The following is a 20,558-nucleotide window of genomic DNA, read 5'->3' on the forward strand; positions in this document are numbered from 1 at the left end:
AGATCTTCTGATGGATAAACTTAAGGAAAAAGAATGGTTACTAAGGAATATTCAGGTACTTATGCGTTTGCAGTGAGATTTCCCATTTAGGGTTTGCCATTACATAATCGATAATCAGGGGAGTCATCTCCCTAGATTTAGACCATTCCGGCTGCAGGTATAATTTACAGGTCGGAGAAACGGTTTCTGCATACCGCTCTGCCCATTCAAAATCACTTTTATTGAACACGATTACTTTGAGCTCATTGGCAAAAGGTGTAATATCCGGGCGCGGTGCTTTAAACTTTTTGGGAGAAAGGCAGATCCAGTCCCAGTCGCCCGATAAAGGATATGCGCCGGAAGTTTCGATAAATGTGAGGATATTTCTTTCGTGCAGTTTTTTCGTCAGGTAATCCATATTATAGATCAGCGGTTCACCCCCGGTAATCACCACAGCCTTTCCCGGAAAAGTATCCGCTTTTTCAGCAATGGCATCAGCAGCAGTCAGGGGATGAAGTTCAGCATCCCAGCTTTCCTTCACGTCACACCAGTGGCAACCTACGTCACATCCTCCCAAACGGATAAAGTAGGCTGCTTTGCCCGTATTAAAACCTTCACCCTGTATAGTGTAAAATTCTTCCATTAAAGGAAGCAATGTGCCGTCAGCTGGAATATTGTGTGCCATATTAATCCGCGAAGTTAAATAAAATATGAACGGAAAAGGGGAATTACTGTATATTGGAGTTGTATATATGACTAATCTGTGAATAACATTCATCTAAATGGGCGATCTGCAATGGTATAAAATAGAGGAAGAAATTCCGGAGGATGATTTCATCCGTCAGGTAGTTGTTGCCGGGAAGAAGCTATGCCTGCTAAGGAATGAGGGGAAAATCTATCTGCTGCAAAATACCTGTCCTCATGCGGGAGGGATCCTGAGCGGAGGCTGGTGCAGTAATGGAATGATCATTTGCCCCATTCACAGGTATGGCTATAGCCTTGAAAATGGCAGGGGGGCGGAAGGACAGGGAGATTATGTAAATATCTATCCTGTACGTGAGGAGAGCGATGGCCTGTATGCCGGATTCAGGCGGAGTCTCTTCAGCAGGTTCTTTGGCAATAACTCAAATTAGCCTGCATTCATCAGGCTTTGTTTCATGACATTGTTAAGCGGATATGGTCTGTTAAACGCATCCTGACGTAGCTTAAAGTATTCAGCAAGTTTTCGGATCATATCTTTTGACAAGCCTTTCTTATAGTTTAAAATATCAGAGACATAACCTTTGCTCACCTGAAGCATATCTGCCAGCGCAGTCGCTGTTAAATGGTGATCAGTCATCAGCGATCTCAGCAAAGAAATTGGATCCAATGCATCAAAATTATTATGCTCTTCATCATATTTTTCAATGAGGAGGCTAAGCAGGTCAATTTCATCGTCGATAGCTACGGTTTTATCTTTCACATCTACCAGTGATTCAAGCGCATTGCAGTAGTCAAAATACTGTTTTTGGTTTTTAATAAGCGTGTATTTTAGTTTTTCCATGTTAATATATATCAATTGTGAACTGCATTTTCTCTTTACATACTTTATCGTATTCCGCGTGCGTTCCGATCCAGGAAATAAAAAGGTGCACCTGCTTTTTGCCAAAGGCATATTTACAAATCATCCTGTAATTGTTTTCCCCAAGATCGAAGATCACCCTATTGCTGCCTTTCCCCAGAAGATCAGCAGAATTGAATGTTCTTTTGATAACACCGGGCACGTTCCAGTCTGAGCGGTTGATCTTTGTAAACTATTCTTGCAGAGAACCCGCGCTCCGCGCATTGAATCTTACATAATTTTCAAGTGTTTGTTTTCTTATTAAATAAACGCTCATGTAATTAAAAGTAAAGGTAAGTAATAGTTCTCTAAATGAGAACATTAACTTTGATTTTTGTTATTATCCCGATGATGATATTTAAATTGGAAATTTATAGCTAAACGATAATATTATGGTATATGTATTCTAAATTATTACAATTTTGGAATGTAGGTCCAAAAAAAAAGCCCTCTCATTACTGAGAAGGCTTATGTTATCTTGAAAAGCTTTACTTGTAAATCTCTTTTTTAGCGGATGCCAATGTATTTTTCAGCAAACCAACGATCGTCATTAACCCAACGCCACCAGGAACAGGGGTGATCCAGGAAGCCAAAGGAGCTACATTCTCAAAATCTACATCACCATACAGCTTGTAGCCTGATTTTGTGGTCTCAGAAGTTTCCCTGTTGATACCCACATCAATGATGATTGCACCTGGTTTTACCATATCGGCAGTAACGAAGTTCTTTTTGCCAATTGCAGCTACAACAATGTCTCCCTGCAGTACCATTTCTTTAAGATTTGCGGTCCTGCTGTGCGTAAGGGTTACTGTACAGTTTCCTGGATTGGCATTGCGTGCCATCAGGATACTCATCGGGCTGCCCACAATGTTACTGCGGCCAACAACTACACAGTGTTTACCGGTAGTATCTATTCCATAAGCCTGCAGCATCAGTAAAATACCATATGGGGTGGCAGGAATAAAACATGGCTGGTTGCGCATCATGCGCCCAAGGTTAACAGGGTGGAAACCATCCACATCCTTGCGGTAGTCTATTGCTTCTGTAATTTTCTCAGGATCGATATGTTTTGGAAGCGGAAGCTGAACGATCATTCCATCAACACCTGCGTCGGCATTAATTTCCAAAACCTTTTTGATCAGCTCCTCTTCGGTAACATCATTATCATATCTGACCAGTGAAGATTCAAAACCTACTTTTTCGCAGTTTTTCATCTTGCTGGCCACGTATGTTTCACTTCCACCATCATTTCCAACCAGTATGGCCAGTAAATGAGGTTTTCTGCCTGTTTGCTGAAAAAATTCTGCAGCTTCTGCCGCTATTTCCAGCTTAATCTTTTCTGATGCGAATTTTCCGTCCAGTAATTGCATATCAATGCTATATTTTATTGCTATCGATTAATCTAATTTCAGTACTGCCATAAATGCAGTTTGCGGAATTTCCACATTTCCTACCTGGCGCATACGCTTCTTACCTTTTTTCTGTTTCTCCAGCAGCTTGCGTTTACGGGAAATATCACCACCATAACATTTGGCGGTAACGTCCTTACGCAGGGCCTTGACTGTTTCGCGCGCGATGATTTTTGCACCGATAGAAGCCTGGATAATAATTTCAAACTGCTGACGCGGAATCAATTCCCTTAGTTTTTCACAGATCTTTTTGCCAAAATCATATGAATTGCTACGGTGGATCAGTGATGATAAAGCATCAACCGGCTCTGCATTCAGCAGGATGTCCAATCTTACCAGGTCAGATTTACGGTAACCGATCTGGTGGTAATCAAAAGAGGCATAACCTTTTGAGATCGTTTTCAGGCGGTCGTAGAAATCAAATACAATTTCTCCCATCGGAATTTCAAACACCAGCTCTACACGGTCTGATGTTAAATAGGACTGGTTTACGATCGTTCCCCTTTTTTGGATACACAATGACATCACCGGGCCAACAAACTCCGATTTGGTAATGATGTTGGCCTTGATATATGGTTCTTCCACATATTCCATTTTACTTGGATCAGGCAAATCTGAAGGATTATTTACGATGATCAGTTCGCCTTTGGTAGTCATTGCCTGATAGGATACGTTGGGCACGGTAGTGATCACCGTCATATCAAATTCACGCTCCAGACGCTCCTGGATGATCTCCATATGCAGCATTCCGAGGAATCCGCAACGGAAACCAAAACCTAAAGCAGCAGAAGATTCAGGTTCGAAAACGATCGAGGCATCATTCAGCTGCAGCTTGTGCATGGCTTCTCTCAGTTCCTCAAATTCATCTGTATCCACGGGGTAGATACCCGCAAATACCATTGGTTTTACCTCTTCAAATCCTTTGATAGGTTCAAGGCTCGGGCGGTCTTTATGGGTGATGGTATCTCCAACTTTTACTTCCCTGGCTTCTTTGATACCAGAAATAATATATCCTACGTCGCCGGTTCTGATCACGTCTTTAGGAGACTGTTTCAGTTTTAATGTACCTACTTCTTCAGCAATATATTCTTTACCGGTAGCTACAAATTTAACTTTATCTTTTTTGCGGATTTCGCCGTTAAGTACTTTAAAGTAGGCTACGATACCGCGGAATGAATCAAACACGGAATCGAAGATCAATGCCTGCAGCTCCCCGTCAGGATTACCTACCGGTTCAGGGACACGTTCTACAATTGCGCGCAGAATGTCATGAACACCCAGCCCGGTTTTTCCGGATGCCGGAATAATGTCTTCTCTTTTACATCCGATCAGTTCAATGATCTGGTCTTTCACTTCCTCGGGCATCGCACCCGGAAGATCCATTTTATTTAAGATCGGGATAATCTCCAGATCGTGCTCTAAAGCAAGATAAAGGTTGGAAATGGTTTGTGCCTGGATACCCTGCGAAGCATCTACGATCAGTAAAGCACCTTCACAGGCCGCAATGGAACGGGAAACTTCGTAAGAAAAATCCACGTGGCCGGGAGTATCGATCAGGTTTAAGATATAGGGCTGGCCATCCTGAATATAATCCATCTGGATGGCGTGACTTTTAATGGTAATGCCTCTTTCACGCTCCAGGTCCATATCATCCAGCAACTGAGCCTGAGACTCGCGCTGAGTGATCGTATTTGTATATTCTAATAAACGGTCGGCCAAAGTGCTCTTCCCGTGGTCAATATGTGCAATTATGCAAAAATTACGTATGTGCTTCATCAGTGCCGCAAATATAGAATATTCGCTTGATTATTCCGCACTGTTTGCCAGTTCCAATAATTTTTTGACCAATGCGGCGTTGGTTAGCGTTGTGCTGTACTCATCTGCATCTGCGCCCATGTTCAGTTCTTCATTCCTGTAAGTCATTGCGCTGCTTACGGCCAGCCTTGCCGAAGCATGGAATTCTTTGGCGCCCGTTAAACTGATAATGTCTGCGATATTGCCTGTATTCACACCGGCACCAGGCATGATACTGATCCTGCCAGCTGCCTGTTGTATCAATTTTTCAAGTACCGCAGATCCCACGAGCGCAGAAGACTTCCCCCCGGAGGTCAGCACACGTACGGCGCCTAAAGAAATAAGATCCTCCAGTGCCTCTTCAAGGTTGTCTGTCATATCAAAAGCGCGGTGGAATGTCACTTTCATCGGACTGGCCAGTTCAAACAGTTCCGCACAGCGGACTTTATCCACTTTTCCCTCAGTGGTGAGGATGCCGGTGCTGATGCCTTCACAATTGAGTGATTTGCACAGTCTTACATCTTCCTTCATCAGCTCAAATTCCAGAGCGGAGTAGAGAAAATCGCCGCCCCGCGGCCTGATAATTGGATAAACCTCGATATCCAGCATCTTTTTGGCCATTACAATTTCTGAATAACTCGGCGTAGTGCCTCCTTCAGTGAGGCTGGCGCAAAGTTCAACACGTTTAGCACCACCCAGCTGTGCCTCAATCGCTGAGGTTACAGAGTTGGCGCAAACTTCCATTTCTATCATAAGCTGAATTTAGTAATAACTTTTTCCGGGAATCAGCAGGCTCTGGTTTTCTTCATTGCATACGGCATAGCTGAAGCCTTTTTGAATGGCATAGGCACCATATTGTCCTTTTTTACTCAATGCCAGGAAACCAACCTGGATCTCTTTGGCTTTTGCCGGTTTCTTCTTGATGATCCTCATCACTGCTTCCTTGCATGCCTCTTCAGGCGGATAGCCCTGGCGCATCAGTTCAACTACCAGAAAACTGCCTACATTACGTATCACTTCTTCGCCTACGCCGGTTGAGGTAGCGCCGCCAATCTCGTTATCAATATATAATCCTGCGCCAATGATAGGACTGTCGCCCACGCGGCCATGCAGTTTATAAGCCATGCCGCTGGTGGTGCAGGCGCCTGAAAGATTTCCTTTTGCATCAAGTGCCAGCATCCCGATTGTATCATGGTTATACTGATTGCCCGGTAAACGGGTAGGGGAAGCCTTATCGTATAATTTATTTTCTATGTTCATCACCGGCGCATACTTTGCCGTTTTTAACCATTCTTTCCAGGCTTTTTCACTTTCAGGAGTAAGCAGGTTGATTTTCTTAAACCCATTCTCCAGTGCAAACTGTAAAGCGCCGTCACCTACCAGCATCACATGTGGCGTTTTCTCCATAACCATTCTGGCTACCGAGATGGCATGTTCAATATGTTCCAGGCCGGCAACAGAACCGCAGTTTCCTTCTTCGTCCATGATACAGGCGTCGAGCGTAACTATTCCGTCACGGTCTGGCAGTCCGCCGAGGCCAACCGACTGGTTTTTAACATCAGACTCAGGCACCTGCACACCTTTTTCTACGGCATCAAGGGCGCGGCCTCCCGCAGAAAGTACTCCCCAGGCAGCATGGTTTGCAGCGATCCCAAAATCCCATGTAGAAATGACCAGAGGTTTTGCAGCAGGAGCAGCAAGGGGAGCGGGTATAATATTGGCTATGCTGCTTTTGCCGATTGCCAGCAGCGAAGCAGAAATCGCGGAGGATTTAATAAATTTTCTACGGTCGAACATAAAAGGTTTGTGTTGTTTCTGGGCACAAGAATACCCAAAAATATCTGTTGTTAAAAGCGATTATAAGAAAAATCCGGCTCGGTGGCCGGACAGGATAAATTTAATTATCAATAGAAAATTCATCGGCATCCTTTAGAAAGGGGAAGCTCTGCCTGATCTTGACCATCTCTTCATAGCTGACGCTGAAGGTATAGAGGTCTTCATCTTCAGGCTTGTAATAAACGGTATTGCCATAGGCATCGATGCACATCGAGTGGCCACTATGGTAAACTTCATTTCCATCATGTCCCACCCGGTTTACTGCCACTACATAGCTCTGATTTTCTATGGCCCTTGCAGGAATCAGTGCTTTCCAGTGGGCAATCCTTTTGTCGGGCCAGCTGGCAATGATCAGCAGGATATCATAACTGGTATCATGGTTGCGTAGATACACTGGAAACCTGAGGTCGTAACAGATTGCGAGCCTGATTTTCCAGCCTTTCAGCTCTACGATCACCTCGTCCTGACCCGCCGAATAGGTTTGGTCTTCCTGACCCATACCAAAAAGATGCCTCTTGTCGTAGTATTGATATTCTCCTGAGGGCAGCATCCAGATCATACGGTTATAAAAGTTACCGTTTTCTTTGATAATCAGGCTCCCTGTTACCGCACATTCATATCTTGTAGCAGCCTGTGCCATCCAGGTCATTGTTTTTCCGCCCATCTCTTCTGCGAGCGCGTCAGCATTCATACTAAACCCGGTATTGAACATTTCGGGTAGTACGATCAGGTCTGTTTTCTCCTTTACGCCCATTGATAAACGCAGGGAAATGTTCTGCAGGTTTTTGTCAACATTTTCCCAAAATAAATAAGCCTGAAAAATGGTAATTTTGAGATTATTGATATTGAGATAACTTGGACTTTCCATATATTATATAGGTAAGGGTCGTGTAAAATTATACTTTCATTAATCTTTCAACGGATTTTTCCAGTGTATCTTGCTTCTTCGCAAAACAAAAACGCAGCACATGATGATCCGTATTTCTCATATAAAATGCGGACACCGGTATCGAAGCCACACCAAAATCAGTGATCAGGCGCATAGCGATTGCCGTATCAGTCTCCTCACTAAAATGATCATAGCTGACGCATTGAAAGTATGAACCTTTACAAGGTAATAATTTAAATCGCGTCTGGGCCATCAGGCTACGGAACAAGTCGCGTTTCTGCTGAAAAAAATCGGCCAGCCCCAGATAAACAGAAGGATCTTTCAGATAATTGGCAATCCCAACCTGCATCGGGGTGTTCACACTGAACACATTAAACTGATGGATCTTCCTGAATTCCTTCATAAGATTTTCCGGTGCCAGGCAATATCCAGTTTTCCACCCTGTTGCGTGCAGGAGTTTACCAAATGAAGCTGCAATGAAAGTACGTTCTTTCAGTTCAGGATACATGGCCAGTGAACGGTGCTGCTCTCCGTCAAATACCAGATGTTCATAAACTTCATCGCTCAGGATCAGCACATCATTACTTTTAACCAGTTTGATCATCGCCTGGATATCCTCTTCCTTCAATGTGGTTCCGGTAGGGTTGTGCGGGCTGTTCAGGATCAGCATTTTTGTGCTTGAGGTAAACAGTTTTTTAACCATCTCCCAATCAATGCTGTAATCCGGCGGTGCCATTTCATACGATTTAACCAGTCCGCCCAGTGACCTGATAATCGGGGCGTAGGCATCGTAGGCGGGTTCAAAGATGATCACTTCATCACCAGGCTGTATACAGGCTGTTAATACCGTAAAAATTGCCTGTGTGCCGCCTGCTGTAATGGTCACTTCTGTATCAGGGTGGTAATCAGAGCCATATTGCAAATTTACTTTGTCGGCTACCAGGTTTCTTAAGGAAGGGATACCTGTCATCGGGGCATATTGATTATGACCCTGCTTCATTGCATCTGCAACAAGACTGATCAGCCGGGGGTCGCAGTCGTAATCAGGAAATCCCTGAGAAAGGTTAATGGCATTGTGTTCTGCCGCTAACTGGGACATCACGGAAAAAATACTGGTGGATGTGCCCGGGAGTTTAGAAGAAGTAGCTATCATGTTATACGAAATTATAAAAAATCGTACCGGATATTACGATTTATTTGATAATTTCATGGACTATGACTTTTAAAACAAAAGAGAGCAGGCTGCTGCTCGTTTTAGCAACCTTTTTTGTTGCCAACGCTATTCTTTCTGAATTCATTGGTGTAAAGATCTTTAGTGTGGAAGGCACACTTGGAATAAAGCATTTTGATATCAATTTACTGGGTGTCCCTAATTTATCATTTAATATGTCCGCAGGAGTTTTAACCTGGCCTATTATTTTTATCATGACCGATATCATTAACGAATATTTTGGGGTAAAACAAGTTCGTTTTCTGTCTGTACTGACGTCTGTTTTGATCGCCTTTGCATTTCTGGTGATCTGGGGGGCTATGGGTTTAAGGGCATCAGATTTCTGGGTGCACCAGACGATAAACGGACAGGACCTGAATATGAACGCTGCTTTTGCGGGAATTTTTGGTCAGGGAATGTGGATCATCGTAGGTTCTATTGTGGCGTTTCTGATAGGTCAGATTGCAGATGTGGTTATTTTCCACCGCATCAAGCGGATCACGGGTGAGCGGGCTTTGTGGCTGAGATCAACCGGCTCTACACTGGTATCACAGCTGATTGACAGCTTTGTAGTGATCTTTATTGCATTTTATTTGAATCCGCAGTATCACTGGAGCTGGCAAATGGTTGCCGCGATAGGACTAGTGAATTATACCTATAAATTTCTGGTTGCCATTATCATGACACCTGTTTTGTATGTTGCACATGCGATCATTGACAGCTATCTTGGGAAAGATCTGGCGGGCAGACTGGTCAAGATGGCGGGCAGAGAATAATTTTAAAACATTGGGTCAGGTGCTTTGTTATCAATACATTAAAACCTAACCAGTATGAAAAGCCTGACTTTTTGTTTCGACCACCCGGTAGCAGTAAAAGTTTTTTTTAACTGTATCTCTGATCCGGGAATAAAGCATGAAATTCAATTCCTGCGCAGCAGCGAAGATGGTTCTTTGGTGATCCCGGCTGAGGATATCCCGGAAGGCGCGTGGAAAGTAATGCTGGAATGGACGTATGAAGGCAGGGATTTCTGCATGGAGAGAAATTTTGAAGTTCCCAGCGTGGGAAAAGAAATTAAATTCAGCTAATTTTACGGATTCCTTACAATCCATAGTAAATAAGAGGTCCGGTTTTTGTACCTTTGAGGAAAACTTTTAGACATTAATGAAGATATTTATTACAGGCCTTCCTTTAGAAGTAGGGGAAGATGAATTAACAGCCGTTTTCGGCGATTTCGGTCAGGTAAAATCACTTAGGATTATCAAAGATCGTGAAACTGGTCAGAGCCGTGGATTTGGTTTCGTAGAGATGCCGGTTGACGAAGAGGCTAAAGAAGCGATCAAGAGAATGAATGGTGGTGATTACAACGGTAACCGGATCAAAGTTGCTGAAGCACAGGAAAAACCAGGTACTGGTGGCGGCAACGCTGGTGGTGGCGGTTTTAAGCGCAACAACAATAACAGAGAAAGAAGCTATTAATTAGCTTTTTTTATGGATTGAATTTTCTATCATCACATAGAGAACAAGGAATGATTTAATCAAAAATTCCTTGTTCTTATTTCATCATGATGATATCATTGTACTATAGCTTAGTTTTTATGCTGAAAAAATACCCGGTATTTAAACTGGCTTATGCACTGGTTTTCATTCTTGTGCTGGCTGCTGAATACTGGCACTGGTCCAGATTGAACTTTGTGATTAAGCCTTGCATTTCTCTTGTACTCCTCACTTTTCTTTGTTTATCTACAAAGCTGAAAGGGCGTTTTCATCAAAGATTGTTTACAGGACTGGTATTTGCCTTAACGGGCGATACATTATTGATGTTAATGGATTATAATCCATCTTATTTCCTTTATGGACTAAGCGCTTTTTTGATCTGCCATATTTTTTATATCAGTGCCTTTTATCTTGATTTTCTTTCTGCAAAAGAGCTGGATAAAAGAGGGGCAAGGATAGGAATCGGAGCCTGTGCAGTTATTTTTACGGCTTTTTATCTCTATTTGAGGCCTCATCTGCCCCTGATGAAATTCCCTGTACTGATCTGTATATTTGTGGGGGCACTGATGGTAATGATGGCCGTTTTTAGAAATCAGCGTGTAAACAAACTGAGTTTCGGGCTCGTACTGGCCGGAGTGCTGTGCTTTATTTTAACTGATGCCCTGATGGCACAGCTGCACTTTGTGAAGGCATTCTCATATGCCGATATGGTCATCAGTGCAACCTACATGATTGCACAGGGACTGATCGTTACCGGAGGGGTAGAAAGAAAACTCATTCATACCCAAACCCCGGTATAATTTATTTGATCATTACCCCCGGTTTATTTACCAGGGGAATCCGGATCAGGTTATCATCTACTATACTTTCCGGAAGAAAGATAAATTTCTTGTCGTATATCGTACCATCTAAATAGTAGCTTAACCAGTATTCGTTAGTTAAGCCAAAAACTTCTGTATCAATTGCCTCTACGCCTTTAAAGGAATTTGCCGGGATATCTCCCAGGAAATGGCGCAGCACAGAGGTTTTTACCATCCGGCCATCTTTTTCTCCGTAACCTTTAGAACTGATGAGCACATTCTCGATCTGCACGTTTTTAAGGTTTACCAGGTATACTGTCCAGTTTTTAACTTCTGGGGTTTCGCTCATTAGTACCACTGCCATGGCCATGTCTTCAACAATATTTTCAGGCAGGTCCTTCTTCATAATTTATTTCTTTTTGGCAACCGCCTTCTTTTTTGCAGGTGCTTTTTTAACTGCCGCCTTTGTTCCTGCAACTTTGGTACCATTAGCAGCTTTCTTTTTTGCTTTTGGCTCAAAGGCATTTGGTACCTGTTCCACAATTAATTTCTTTACTTCATCCAGAGGAAGCACGGCAAGCTCTTCAGGTGTGTATTTCTCATTGGTTGAAGGGTTTCTGCCTAATTTCAGCATGTCTTTACCAAAGCGTATAAATGCTCCCCATCTGCCGTTTTCAATAGCGATTTTATCATCAGGCCATTGCTGGATAAAACGGTTGGATTCTTTTTCAACCTTTTTGGCAATCAGTTCTCTGATGTCGTTATCAGAAAGATTATCAAAGTTATAGGCCTTTGGCACATTGATAAACAAGTTGTTCCATTTGATAAAAGGACCAAAACGGCCCGTTCCTTTGGTAACCGGCAAACCATCATAATGTGCTACAGGAGCATCAGCAGTAATTTTTTCATTGATAATCGCTTCCGCACGTGACTGGTCTACTGTGAGAGGATCTTCATTTTTTGGAATTGATATATAGGTTTCGCCCCATTTTACATATGGCCCAAAACGTCCCACGCCAACAGACACTTCCATATCTTTGTAATTGTCCAAATGAAAAGGTAACCTGAATTGTTCCAGTGCATCTTCGAGCGTTACTGTTCCTACCGACTGAGATTTCATCAGGCTGGCGTATTTCGGCTTTTCTTCGTCATCTACCTGGCCGATCTGAACCAGCGGGCCAAATTTACCTACTTTGGCGTATACGTTTCTGCCAGTCACCGGATCTACGCCCAAAAGGCGTTCACCATTTGCCCTGTCTGCCGTTTCGGTAGTTACCTCAACCTCTTTATGGAAAGGAGTGTAGAAGGCATGCAGCATTTTAGTCCAGTTTTGCAGGCCCTGGGCAATCTCATCAAATTCTTTCTCTACGTTGGCCGTAAAATTAAAATCTACAATACCCTTAAAGTGCTCTACCAGGAAGTCATTGACTACTTCGCCTATATCAGTAGGGAAGAGCTTTGCTTTTTCTGCCCCGGTAATTTCAACTTTAGTAGATTTGGTAACCATACCATCTTCCAGCACGATAGATCCGAATGAACGGTTTCTTCCGTCGCGGTCCTCTTTTACCACATATCCGCGGTTCTGGATGGTCGATATCGTTGGTGCATAGGTAGAAGGACGGCCAATGCCCAGTTCTTCCAGTTTCTTTACCAGGCTGGCTTCAGTATATCTTGCCGGCGGGCGTGAAAAACGCTCCGTGGCGTTCATTGCCCTCAGCGTAAGTTCCTGTCCGTTGCTTAAAGGGGGCAGGATATTTTCATTGTCACTTTCTTCTGTTTCCTCATCGTCACTGGATTCCAGGTAAACTTTAAGAAAACCGTCAAACTTCATTACTTCGCCTTCAGCCACCAGATGTTCAGGCCTTGAACTCACAGTAATATGTGCAGTGGTTTTTTCAAAAAGCGCTTCGCTCATCTGCGATGCGATGGCTCTTTTCCAAATCAGCTCATAGAGGCGCTGTTCCGAACTATCGCCGGTTACGGTATGCTGATCAAAGTACGTAGGTCTGATGGCCTCATGTGCTTCCTGAGCGCCTGCGGATTTAGTTTTATAAGTTCTTGGCTGATGATATTTCTGGCCATAGGCAGAATTGATTTCATTTGCTGCTGCAGTAAGTGCGGTCTCGGACAGGTTTACAGAGTCTGTTCTCATGTACGTGATCTTTCCGCTTTCATACAAACGCTGTGCTACCTGCATTGTACGGGATACGGGAAAACCGAGTTTCCTTGACGCTTCCTGCTGCAGGGTAGAGGTGGTAAAAGGTGCTGCAGGATTACGTTTGGCAGGTTTTGTTTCAAGGCTGCTGACCTTAAAGCTTGCACTGATACAGTCGTTCAGGAACTTTTCTGCGTCGGCTTCCTTTTCAAAGCGTTGCGGTAATTCTGCTTTCACGATTTCTTTTCCCTTGCCGGTACTGAACCTGGCTGTGATCCTAAAGGCTGCAGCTGCATTAAATTTATTTACCTCACGCTCTCTGTCTACGATCAGTCTTACCGCTACAGACTGGACACGGCCTGCGGATAAAGATGGTTTAACCTTCTTCCACAATACCGGAGAAAGCTCAAAGCCCACCAGTCTGTCCAGCACACGTCTTGCCTGTTGTGCATTTACCAGGTTATAATCTATTGTTCTCGGAGATTCAATCGCTTTTAATATTGCGGGCTTTGTGATCTCATGGAAAACGATGCGTTTGGTTTTGCTTTCTTTTAATCCCAGTGTTTCGTAAAGGTGCCATGAAATAGCTTCCCCTTCACGGTCTTCATCGGATGCGAGCCATACCATTTCGGCTTCCTTGGCTAGTTTTTTAAGTTCCGCTACGACTTGCTTTTTATCAGCAGGCACCTCATAGGTTTGGGCAAAATCATTTGCGGTATCGATACCCATATCGCCCTTTACCAGGTCACGTATGTGGCCATAGCTGGATTTAACGAGAAAATCTTTACCCAAATACCCTTCTATTGTTTTAGCTTTCGCCGGTGATTCAACTATTAATAAATTTTTGGCCATTCAGAACGTTTTTCTGCAAATAAAACTATAAATAAGCCTATAATCCAAATTCTATCGAGAATAAATATGAAAAAGGGTCATTTGACCTTTCAGAAAAAATGAGGATCATTCAAAACTGAAGGCTCTATCTGCTTACAAACCGGCATAACAAATCATAAGTTTACTATATTATTATATATGGATAAAATATTTGTACATATATTCGTTATATCAAAAAAATTAAAAACTATGAACCTATTAATTATCCTGTTTAGTTTATTATTTACCCCGCCGGCACCACCGACCAGCATTTATGATTTTACCATGAAAACGATTGATGGTAAAGAGGTTAAGTTGTCGAAATTTAAGGGCAAAAAGATTCTTATTGTAAACACGGCGTCCAAATGTGGTTATACTCCACAGTATGAAGACCTGGAAAAGCTGCACAAACAGTACGGCAATGATGTTGTATTGATTGGCTTCCCGGCAGGTAACTTTGGTGGCCAGGAGTTAGCTACAAACACAGAAATCCAGGATTTTTGTAAAAAGAATTTTGGGGTTACTTTTTTATTAAGCGAAAAAGTAAGTGTGAAAGGAAATGACATTAATCCGATCTTCAAATATCTGACTACTGCCAGCAATCCTGACTTTACCGGTGACATCAACTGGAATTTTGAAAAGTTCCTGATCAATGAAAAGGGACAGCTGGTTCACCGTTTCCGCTCTAAGGTAGTACCGATGAGTCCGGATATTACAAAGAACCTGTAATAAGAAAACACTTCTCCAAAGGGGGGCAAAAAAAAGAGAAGCCGCATTTCGCGGCTTCTCTTTTTTTTGTATTAAGAATCTTCTTTTAGATCAGGAACCCTCCACCCAGCAGGTCATTTCCTTCATAAAACACGGCTGACTGACCAGGAGCAATGGCAGAAACGTTGTGGTCAAATACCACACGCATTTTATCTTTTTCCTGAACAATAGTGCTCAGCATTCCTGCGTCCTTATACCTGATTTTGGTAATCACATTGTCCATAGGTTCTGTAATGCTGTCGTATTTAATCAGGTTGAGGTTTCGTACCATAGCTTCGCCTCTTTCCAGTTCTTCGGCCCTGCCAAGCATCACAGTATTGCTTTCAGGAAGGATTTGTGTCACAAACATGGGTTCGCCAAAAGCAATTCCCAATCCCTTGCGTTGTCCGATAGTGTAAAACGGATATCCCTTGTGCTGCCCTACAATCATTCCGTCACTGGTGATAAAATTACCCCCCGCAACACGTTCTTCCAGGTTTTCAACCTTATGTTTCAGGAATGAACGGTAATCATTTTCAGGTACAAAGCAGATCTCATAGCTTTCACTTTTCTTGGCCAGTTCTTCCTGTCCCATGTCCATTGCCATTTGTCTGATCTCAGATTTGGCGAAAGAGCCCAATGGGAATTGGGTACGTGCAAGATTTTCCTGAGAAACGCCCCACAGTACATACGACTGATCTTTATTTTCGTCCAGGCCCTTGGATATCACGTGTCTGCCATTGGTATGCTGTCTGATATTTGCATAATGTCCTGTTGCAATAAACTCACAATCCAGTTTATTTGCACGTTTCAGCAGGGCTTCCCATTTAATGTGCGTATTACAAAGTACACACGGATTTGGTGTGCGCCCTGCAAGGTATTCATCTACGAAATTATCGATTACATAATCTCCAAACTCGTCCCTGATATCTAATATATAATGTGGGAAGCCATAGTTTACAGCTAAAGTACGGGCATCATTGATGCTGTCAAGACTGCAACATCCCGTTTCTTTACTACTGCTGCCCGATGTAGCATAGTCCCAGGTCTTCATGGTTAACCCAATCACCTCGTACCCTTGTTCATGTAACATCACTGCTGCAACTGAACTGTCAACACCGCCACTCATGGCTACCAGAATTCTGCCCCTTTTACTCATTTCAATTTAATAAGGTGCAAAAATACTTATTTTTTGAAACATTATGTTTTTGTGCGGTCAGATACTTGTAAAAAGGCGCTTTTATGTAACGCTTAAATGATATAGCAGATGTCTTTAACTATTTTAAACTTAATGTAATATATTAGGGGCTTAAAAAAATATACGAAACGTAGGATAAATGAAGAGAAAATTAATTTGCAGTTTGTTATTTATTCCATTTATTGCCGCAGCACAGCAGGATCTGGCAAAATATGTGAAGCCTATTATTGGTACTCAAAAGATGGGGCATACTTATCCCGGGGCTACCTTACCATTTGGATCTGTACAGCTGAGTCCCGAGACGGATACACTCTCATACGAGCAGAACGGTAAATATAATGGAGATGTGTACAAATACTGCGCAGGTTACAAATATGAGGACCGTACAATTGTGGGTTTTAGCCATACACACTTTAGCGGCACAGGACACTCCGATCTTGGAGACTTCCTGGTGATGCCAACTCAGGGCAAACTTCAGATGAACCCGGGAACGGCGGCCGATCCAAAGAGCGGTTACAGATCAGCCTTCTCTCATCAGAATGAAACAGCTGAAGCAGGATATTACAAGGTAAAACTGGATGATGATCAAATTACTGCCGAACTAACTGCTTCAAAGAGGGTAGGTATGCATCAGTATACTTTTAAGAAGTCGGATGAATCACATGTAATCCTGGACCTGATGTCCGGGATTTACAATTATCCTGATAAAAATGTGTGGACTTACGTTCGTGTGGTAAATGACAGCCTGATCACGGGTTACCGTCAGACCAATGGCTGGGCAAGAACAAGAACGGTTTATTTCGCCATGTCCTTTTCCAAAGCGTTTAAATCCTACGGATCGAAGAACTATGACCGTAAACAGGCTTATCGTGGTTTCTGGGGCAAGTTTGATCAAACCAAGAATTTCCCTGAACTGGCTGGCAAACAGCTGAGGATGTATTTTGATTTCAATACTGCCGAGCAGGAAAAGATAAAGATCAAACTGGCGATTTCACCGGTAAGCCAGGAAAATGCACTGGAGAATATGCAGGCAGAAATCCCGGGCTGGGATTTTGAACAGGTAAGAAAGCAGGCGAGGGGAGAATGGAATAAAGAACTGAACAAGATCACCGTTAATACTGACGAGGATGATAAAGTGAATTTCTACACTGCAATGTACCATGCGTTTATCAATCCAACCACTTATAACGATGTGAATGGTGAATACAAAGGACTGGACCAGGGTGTACATAAAGCCAGCGGCTTCACCAACTATACAACATTTTCCCTTTGGGATACCTATAGGGCTTTGCATCCTTTCTTTAACCTGATACAGCCTTCGCGGAACAATGATATGGTAAAATCCATGATGGCTCATTATGATCAGAGTTCGTTGAAAATGCTGCCGGTATGGTCTAACTCTGCCAACGACAACTGGTGTATGAGCGGATATCACAGTGTATCGGTCATCACAGATGCAATCATCAAAGGTGTTTACAATGGCGATGCAGAAGCAGCGCTGCAGGCCTGTATCGTAACGTCTAACCACAGGGACTATGACGGCATCGGCTATTACATTGATAAAGGATATATCCCGGCCGAGAAAAGCGGAACGTCAATTTCAAATACTCTGGAATATGCCTATGACGACTGGTGCATCGCACAATTGGCAAAGAAACTGAATAAACAGGATGTTTATCAGGAGTATATGAAAAGGTCTGGTAACTGGGTGAATAACTTTGATCCTGCAATTGGTTTTATGCGCGCAAAGATGGCTGACGGTAAGTTTCAGCAGAAATTTGATATCATGAGTACACAGGGACAGGGATTTATTGAAGGAAATTCATGGAATTACAGCTTTTTTGTGCCTCAGGATCCAAATTCCCTGATTGAACATATGGGTGGCAAAAAGAAGTTCGCCAGCAAACTGGATACACTATTCACCATGCACCTGCCCGATGAGTTTTTCGCGGAAACTGAAGATATTACCCGTGAAGGTATTATCGGCGGATATGTACACGGCAACGAACCTGCACATCATGTCGCGTATCTTTATAACTGGGCGGGGCAACCTTCCAAAACGCAGTCGCGCGTGCGGATGATCCTGAAAATGCAGTATAAGGATACACCTGACGGTCTTGGGGGAAATGATGATTGCGGACAGATGAGTGCCTGGTACATCTTCTCATCACTGGGTTTTTACCCCGTAGCGCCAGGGTCTGACGAATACTCACTGGGAAGCCCGGCGGTTAAATCTGCAGTAGTTAAACTGGAAAACGGAAAGACCTTTACGGTCGAAGCCATTAATCAGAGTGACAAAAATGTTTATGTACAGAAAGTATTGTTGAATGGTACACCTGTTACAAACCAAACAATTAAACACGCTGATATCATTGCTGGCGGCAAGCTTACTTTTTATATGAGCAGTAAAGCTTCAAAATAATAATATCAGGGCAGGGGGAATTGTTCAACCTGCCCTTTTTTTGTTTGCGTTAAAAATAATTCTATTGAAAAACAGCCTGTTGGGGGATTAAGTGCATTTTATTTATGCGAGGATTTGCATAAAGAATTTAATTTTCTACCTTTGCAGTCCTTCAAAAAGGGTACTGATTCCGTAGCTCAGCTGGTAGAGCATTACACTTTTAATGTAGTGGTCCTGGGTTCGAATCCCAGCGGGATCACAGAGTATAGTTTCAATACTAGAAAAAGCTTGCAAATCTCATGATTGCAAGCTTTTTTCGTTTATCCTTCTCAGAGACTATTGGGCAGAAAGGGATATGACTATTATTCCGGTTTATAGAGAAAGGAATTTTAACTATATTTAGGTGATTATATCTGCATGTACAAAGCCAGTTTATTTCCTGAAGGTCTCAGTCAGAACGAAAAATTACCGATCCGTATCGTATCGCCAGATTTTGGGCACATCGGTACGCAATCTGAAGCCGCCTATGGTGTCTCTAACCAGCTGCCATATTATTTTTTTCTGTTTGTACTAAAGGGATCCGGCCATCGCAGAGTTGATCTGGAAAGCTTTGATCTTGAAGATAACGAATTGATATTTTCCCTGCCGTATCAGATTGTGCATTTGCCGGAATCATTTCATGGCAAAGATTATTTTAAACTGGGTTTCGATCAGGAATGCCTTTCAAAACTTCCAAAGCAATATTCATTTCTCCTGAACCCACTTAACCAGCCTAAAATCAAAATTTCCGAATCTGCCGGCTCCAGGCTGAAGGCCATCTTTTTAACACTGAAGAGTTTGTTAAAAACCAGCGATACGGATCCTGAATTGATCCTGGCTCATCTGCACGGTTTGCTGACTGAAATTGATAGCGCCTATTTTGGCAATGCAAAGAGGCCAGGAGATGCACAGCTTGAGAAATTTATATCCTTTAAATTATTTTTAGAGAACAATCTGACAGATCATCCTTCTATTAAGGCTATTGCAGAAGAACTTGCCATCAGCACTGAGAGTTTACAGCACATAGTGAAGCAATATTCCGGATGCAGCCCTAAAGAATTTATTACAAACCGGCTGATTCTTGAAGCCAGGCGACGCCTGTATTATGGCGAACATTCATCAGTAAAAGAACTGGCTTTTGAGCTCGGTTTTAATGATCCCGACTACTTTAACCGGGTTTTTAAAAAGGTCACGGGGAAAACCGTAGCTGAATCTTTTCAGGATTTGTCCTGAATTTACCGGCTTTAGTCCGGCACTGTCTGTGAATACATCCCGAGCTTTGTTCAATCACAAATCTTTAAGATATGAACAGAGAATCAAAAAAAATATTGGTCACCGGTGCCACAGGACTTGTAGGTTCCAGAGTATTGCCCAGGCTTGTTGCCGCGGGTTTCGACTGCTATGCCTTAGTACGCGGGCCCAAAGATTTACCTGATGGTGTTACTGCAGTTGAAGGCGATTTGCTTGATGCGGAAACACTCACAGGGGTGGTAACAGTTTTTTCGGCTATTATTCACCTGGCCGCGGTTTTTCGTTCCCCGGATATGGACCTGATCTGGAAAAGCAATCTCGACGGTACTAAAAATCTGATAGAGGCGGTAAAAGCGCAGTCGCCGGATGCACGGTTCATCATGGCGGGCACTGCACATGTATATGATGCGTATGGTAATCATCCCGGCCGGGAAGATGATGCTATTCATCCGGAACATGCTTATCCCGCGAGTAAAGCGGCAGCGGAACTGGAACTGAGCCAAAGCGGGCTCAACTGGTCGGTACTGAGGTTCCCGTTTGTGTATGGCGATGGCGACGGACATCTTGAAGACTTACCAAAGCATGTGATCCCGGCAAAGTGGCACCCCGCAACGAGAATGAGCACTATCCACCATCTGGATATTTTCAGGGCCTTACAGATGGCTTTAGAAGGCACAATGGATGGCCGCAGGGTTAATCTCTGTGACGATGCACCCATATCCATCTATGAGCTCCTCCGCATGGTTGGTGTGGAAATGGAACCCTCGGCTGAACCGCTCGTTAAACCCTGGTATTTGCAAGTTGACGGTTCGGTTGCCCGCAGCCTTGGCTTTCAGCCAGCGTTGAGGACAGTTTATCAGGCTGTACAGGAAGGTCTGCTTTAGCC

21 protein-coding genes and 1 tRNA gene are annotated in these 20,558 nt (G+C 43.2%); 10 read left to right on the forward strand and 12 right to left on the reverse strand.

Features of this window, described 5'->3' with window-relative positions; genetic code table 11:
- Positions 1-40: 40 nt before the first annotated feature.
- Positions 41-664 (reverse strand): 7-carboxy-7-deazaguanine synthase QueE, encoded by a 624-nt coding sequence (locus tag FN831_RS21740; RefSeq protein WP_142530312.1) that lies wholly within the window; start codon positions 662-664, stop codon positions 41-43.
- A 97-nt stretch (positions 665-761) separates the two neighbouring features.
- On the opposite strand from FN831_RS21740, the gene FN831_RS21745 reads away from it, so the two are divergent.
- Positions 762-1,112 carry a Rieske (2Fe-2S) protein gene (locus FN831_RS21745; protein WP_142530313.1) on the forward strand — a complete coding sequence of 117 codons (351 nt, stop codon included), beginning with the start codon at positions 762-764 and terminating at the stop codon, positions 1,110-1,112.
- Here the strand turns inward: FN831_RS21745 and FN831_RS21750 are convergent.
- The 8 genes from FN831_RS21750 to FN831_RS21785 all read right to left on the reverse strand — a co-directional run bounded on the left by FN831_RS21750 (position 1,109) and on the right by FN831_RS21785 (position 8,660).
- Positions 1,109-1,522 carry a helix-turn-helix domain-containing protein gene (locus FN831_RS21750; protein WP_142530314.1) on the reverse strand — a complete coding sequence of 138 codons (414 nt, stop codon included), beginning with the start codon at positions 1,520-1,522 and terminating at the stop codon, positions 1,109-1,111. The genes FN831_RS21745 and FN831_RS21750 overlap by 4 nt on opposite strands.
- 1 nt (position 1,523) lies before the next feature.
- Entirely contained in the window at positions 1,524-1,763 is a 240-nt protein-coding gene (locus FN831_RS28480) for a type II toxin-antitoxin system HigB family toxin (protein WP_394348335.1), read from the reverse strand.
- Positions 1,764-2,067: 304 nt separating this feature from the next.
- Positions 2,068-2,949 (reverse strand): bifunctional 5,10-methylenetetrahydrofolate dehydrogenase/5,10-methenyltetrahydrofolate cyclohydrolase, encoded by an 882-nt coding sequence (locus FN831_RS21760; protein WP_142530315.1) that lies wholly within the window; start codon positions 2,947-2,949, stop codon positions 2,068-2,070.
- A gap of 27 nt (positions 2,950-2,976) precedes the next feature.
- On the reverse strand, positions 2,977-4,764 hold the full coding sequence (gene lepA, locus FN831_RS21765) for a translation elongation factor 4 (protein WP_142530316.1): 1,788 nt from the start codon (positions 4,762-4,764) through the stop codon (positions 2,977-2,979).
- A gap of 30 nt (positions 4,765-4,794) precedes the next feature.
- The gene (locus FN831_RS21770) at positions 4,795-5,535 is read right to left on the reverse strand and encodes a copper homeostasis protein CutC (protein ID WP_142530317.1); all 741 of its coding nucleotides are present in this window, start codon (positions 5,533-5,535) and stop codon (positions 4,795-4,797) included.
- Positions 5,536-5,544: 9 nt separating this feature from the next.
- Positions 5,545-6,579, reverse strand: a complete 1,035-nt coding sequence (locus FN831_RS21775; protein WP_142530318.1) for a N(4)-(beta-N-acetylglucosaminyl)-L-asparaginase — start codon at positions 6,577-6,579, stop codon at positions 5,545-5,547.
- Between the two features lie 100 nt (positions 6,580-6,679).
- Complete coding sequence (locus tag FN831_RS21780; RefSeq protein WP_185960570.1) at positions 6,680-7,486, reverse strand: nitrilase family protein; 807 nt, start codon at positions 7,484-7,486, stop codon at positions 6,680-6,682.
- A 28-nt stretch (positions 7,487-7,514) separates the two neighbouring features.
- On the reverse strand, positions 7,515-8,660 hold the full coding sequence (locus FN831_RS21785) for a methionine aminotransferase (RefSeq protein ID WP_142530319.1): 1,146 nt from the start codon (positions 8,658-8,660) through the stop codon (positions 7,515-7,517).
- 62 nt (positions 8,661-8,722) lie between these two features.
- Between FN831_RS21785 and FN831_RS21790 the strand changes: the two genes are divergently transcribed.
- From FN831_RS21790 to FN831_RS21805, 4 genes are all read left to right on the forward strand, one after another.
- On the forward strand, positions 8,723-9,493 hold the full coding sequence (locus FN831_RS21790; RefSeq protein ID WP_142530320.1) for a queuosine precursor transporter: 771 nt from the start codon (positions 8,723-8,725) through the stop codon (positions 9,491-9,493).
- 54 nt (positions 9,494-9,547) lie between these two features.
- Positions 9,548-9,802: a hypothetical protein gene (locus FN831_RS21795; RefSeq protein ID WP_142530321.1), complete on the forward strand. Its 255-nt coding sequence runs from the start codon at positions 9,548-9,550 to the stop codon at positions 9,800-9,802.
- A 76-nt stretch (positions 9,803-9,878) separates the two neighbouring features.
- Positions 9,879-10,193 (forward strand): RNA recognition motif domain-containing protein, encoded by a 315-nt coding sequence (locus FN831_RS21800; protein ID WP_090559919.1) that lies wholly within the window; start codon positions 9,879-9,881, stop codon positions 10,191-10,193.
- A 119-nt stretch (positions 10,194-10,312) separates the two neighbouring features.
- Complete coding sequence (locus tag FN831_RS21805; RefSeq protein ID WP_142530322.1) at positions 10,313-11,011, forward strand: lysoplasmalogenase; 699 nt, start codon at positions 10,313-10,315, stop codon at positions 11,009-11,011.
- Between the two features lies 1 nt (position 11,012).
- Here FN831_RS21805 and FN831_RS21810 read toward each other — a convergent pair whose 3' ends face one another.
- Positions 11,013-11,417, reverse strand: a complete 405-nt coding sequence (locus FN831_RS21810) for a hypothetical protein (protein WP_142530323.1) — start codon at positions 11,415-11,417, stop codon at positions 11,013-11,015.
- Positions 11,418-11,420: 3 nt separating this feature from the next.
- Positions 11,421-14,018 carry a type I DNA topoisomerase gene (gene topA / locus FN831_RS21815; protein ID WP_142530324.1) on the reverse strand — a complete coding sequence of 866 codons (2,598 nt, stop codon included), beginning with the start codon at positions 14,016-14,018 and terminating at the stop codon, positions 11,421-11,423.
- A 228-nt stretch (positions 14,019-14,246) separates the two neighbouring features.
- Here topA and FN831_RS21820 point away from each other — a divergent pair, with 228 nt between their 5' ends.
- Positions 14,247-14,765 carry a glutathione peroxidase gene (locus FN831_RS21820; RefSeq protein WP_142530325.1) on the forward strand — a complete coding sequence of 173 codons (519 nt, stop codon included), beginning with the start codon at positions 14,247-14,249 and terminating at the stop codon, positions 14,763-14,765.
- An 85-nt stretch (positions 14,766-14,850) separates the two neighbouring features.
- On the opposite strand, the gene mnmA is transcribed toward FN831_RS21820, so the two are convergent.
- Positions 14,851-15,942: a tRNA 2-thiouridine(34) synthase MnmA gene (gene mnmA, locus FN831_RS21825; protein ID WP_142530326.1), complete on the reverse strand. Its 1,092-nt coding sequence runs from the start codon at positions 15,940-15,942 to the stop codon at positions 14,851-14,853.
- Positions 15,943-16,120: 178 nt separating this feature from the next.
- Between mnmA and FN831_RS21830 the strand changes: the two genes are divergently transcribed.
- From FN831_RS21830 to FN831_RS21845, 4 genes are all read left to right on the forward strand, one after another.
- A complete protein-coding gene (locus FN831_RS21830) occupies positions 16,121-18,403 on the forward strand; it encodes a GH92 family glycosyl hydrolase (RefSeq protein ID WP_142530327.1) in 2,283 nt (760 codons plus the stop codon).
- A gap of 165 nt (positions 18,404-18,568) precedes the next feature.
- Positions 18,569-18,641, forward strand: a tRNA-Lys gene (locus tag FN831_RS21835).
- A 158-nt stretch (positions 18,642-18,799) separates the two neighbouring features.
- Positions 18,800-19,654 (forward strand): helix-turn-helix domain-containing protein, encoded by an 855-nt coding sequence (locus FN831_RS21840; RefSeq protein WP_142530328.1) that lies wholly within the window; start codon positions 18,800-18,802, stop codon positions 19,652-19,654.
- Positions 19,655-19,725: 71 nt separating this feature from the next.
- Positions 19,726-20,556, forward strand: coding sequence for an NAD-dependent epimerase/dehydratase family protein (locus FN831_RS21845; RefSeq protein WP_142530329.1), 831 nt, complete (start codon positions 19,726-19,728; stop codon positions 20,554-20,556).
- Positions 20,557-20,558: the final 2 nt, after the last annotated feature.

The organism is Pedobacter westerhofensis, assembly GCF_900182595.1.
Classification (GTDB): Bacteria; Bacteroidota; Bacteroidia; order Sphingobacteriales; family Sphingobacteriaceae; genus Pedobacter; species Pedobacter westerhofensis.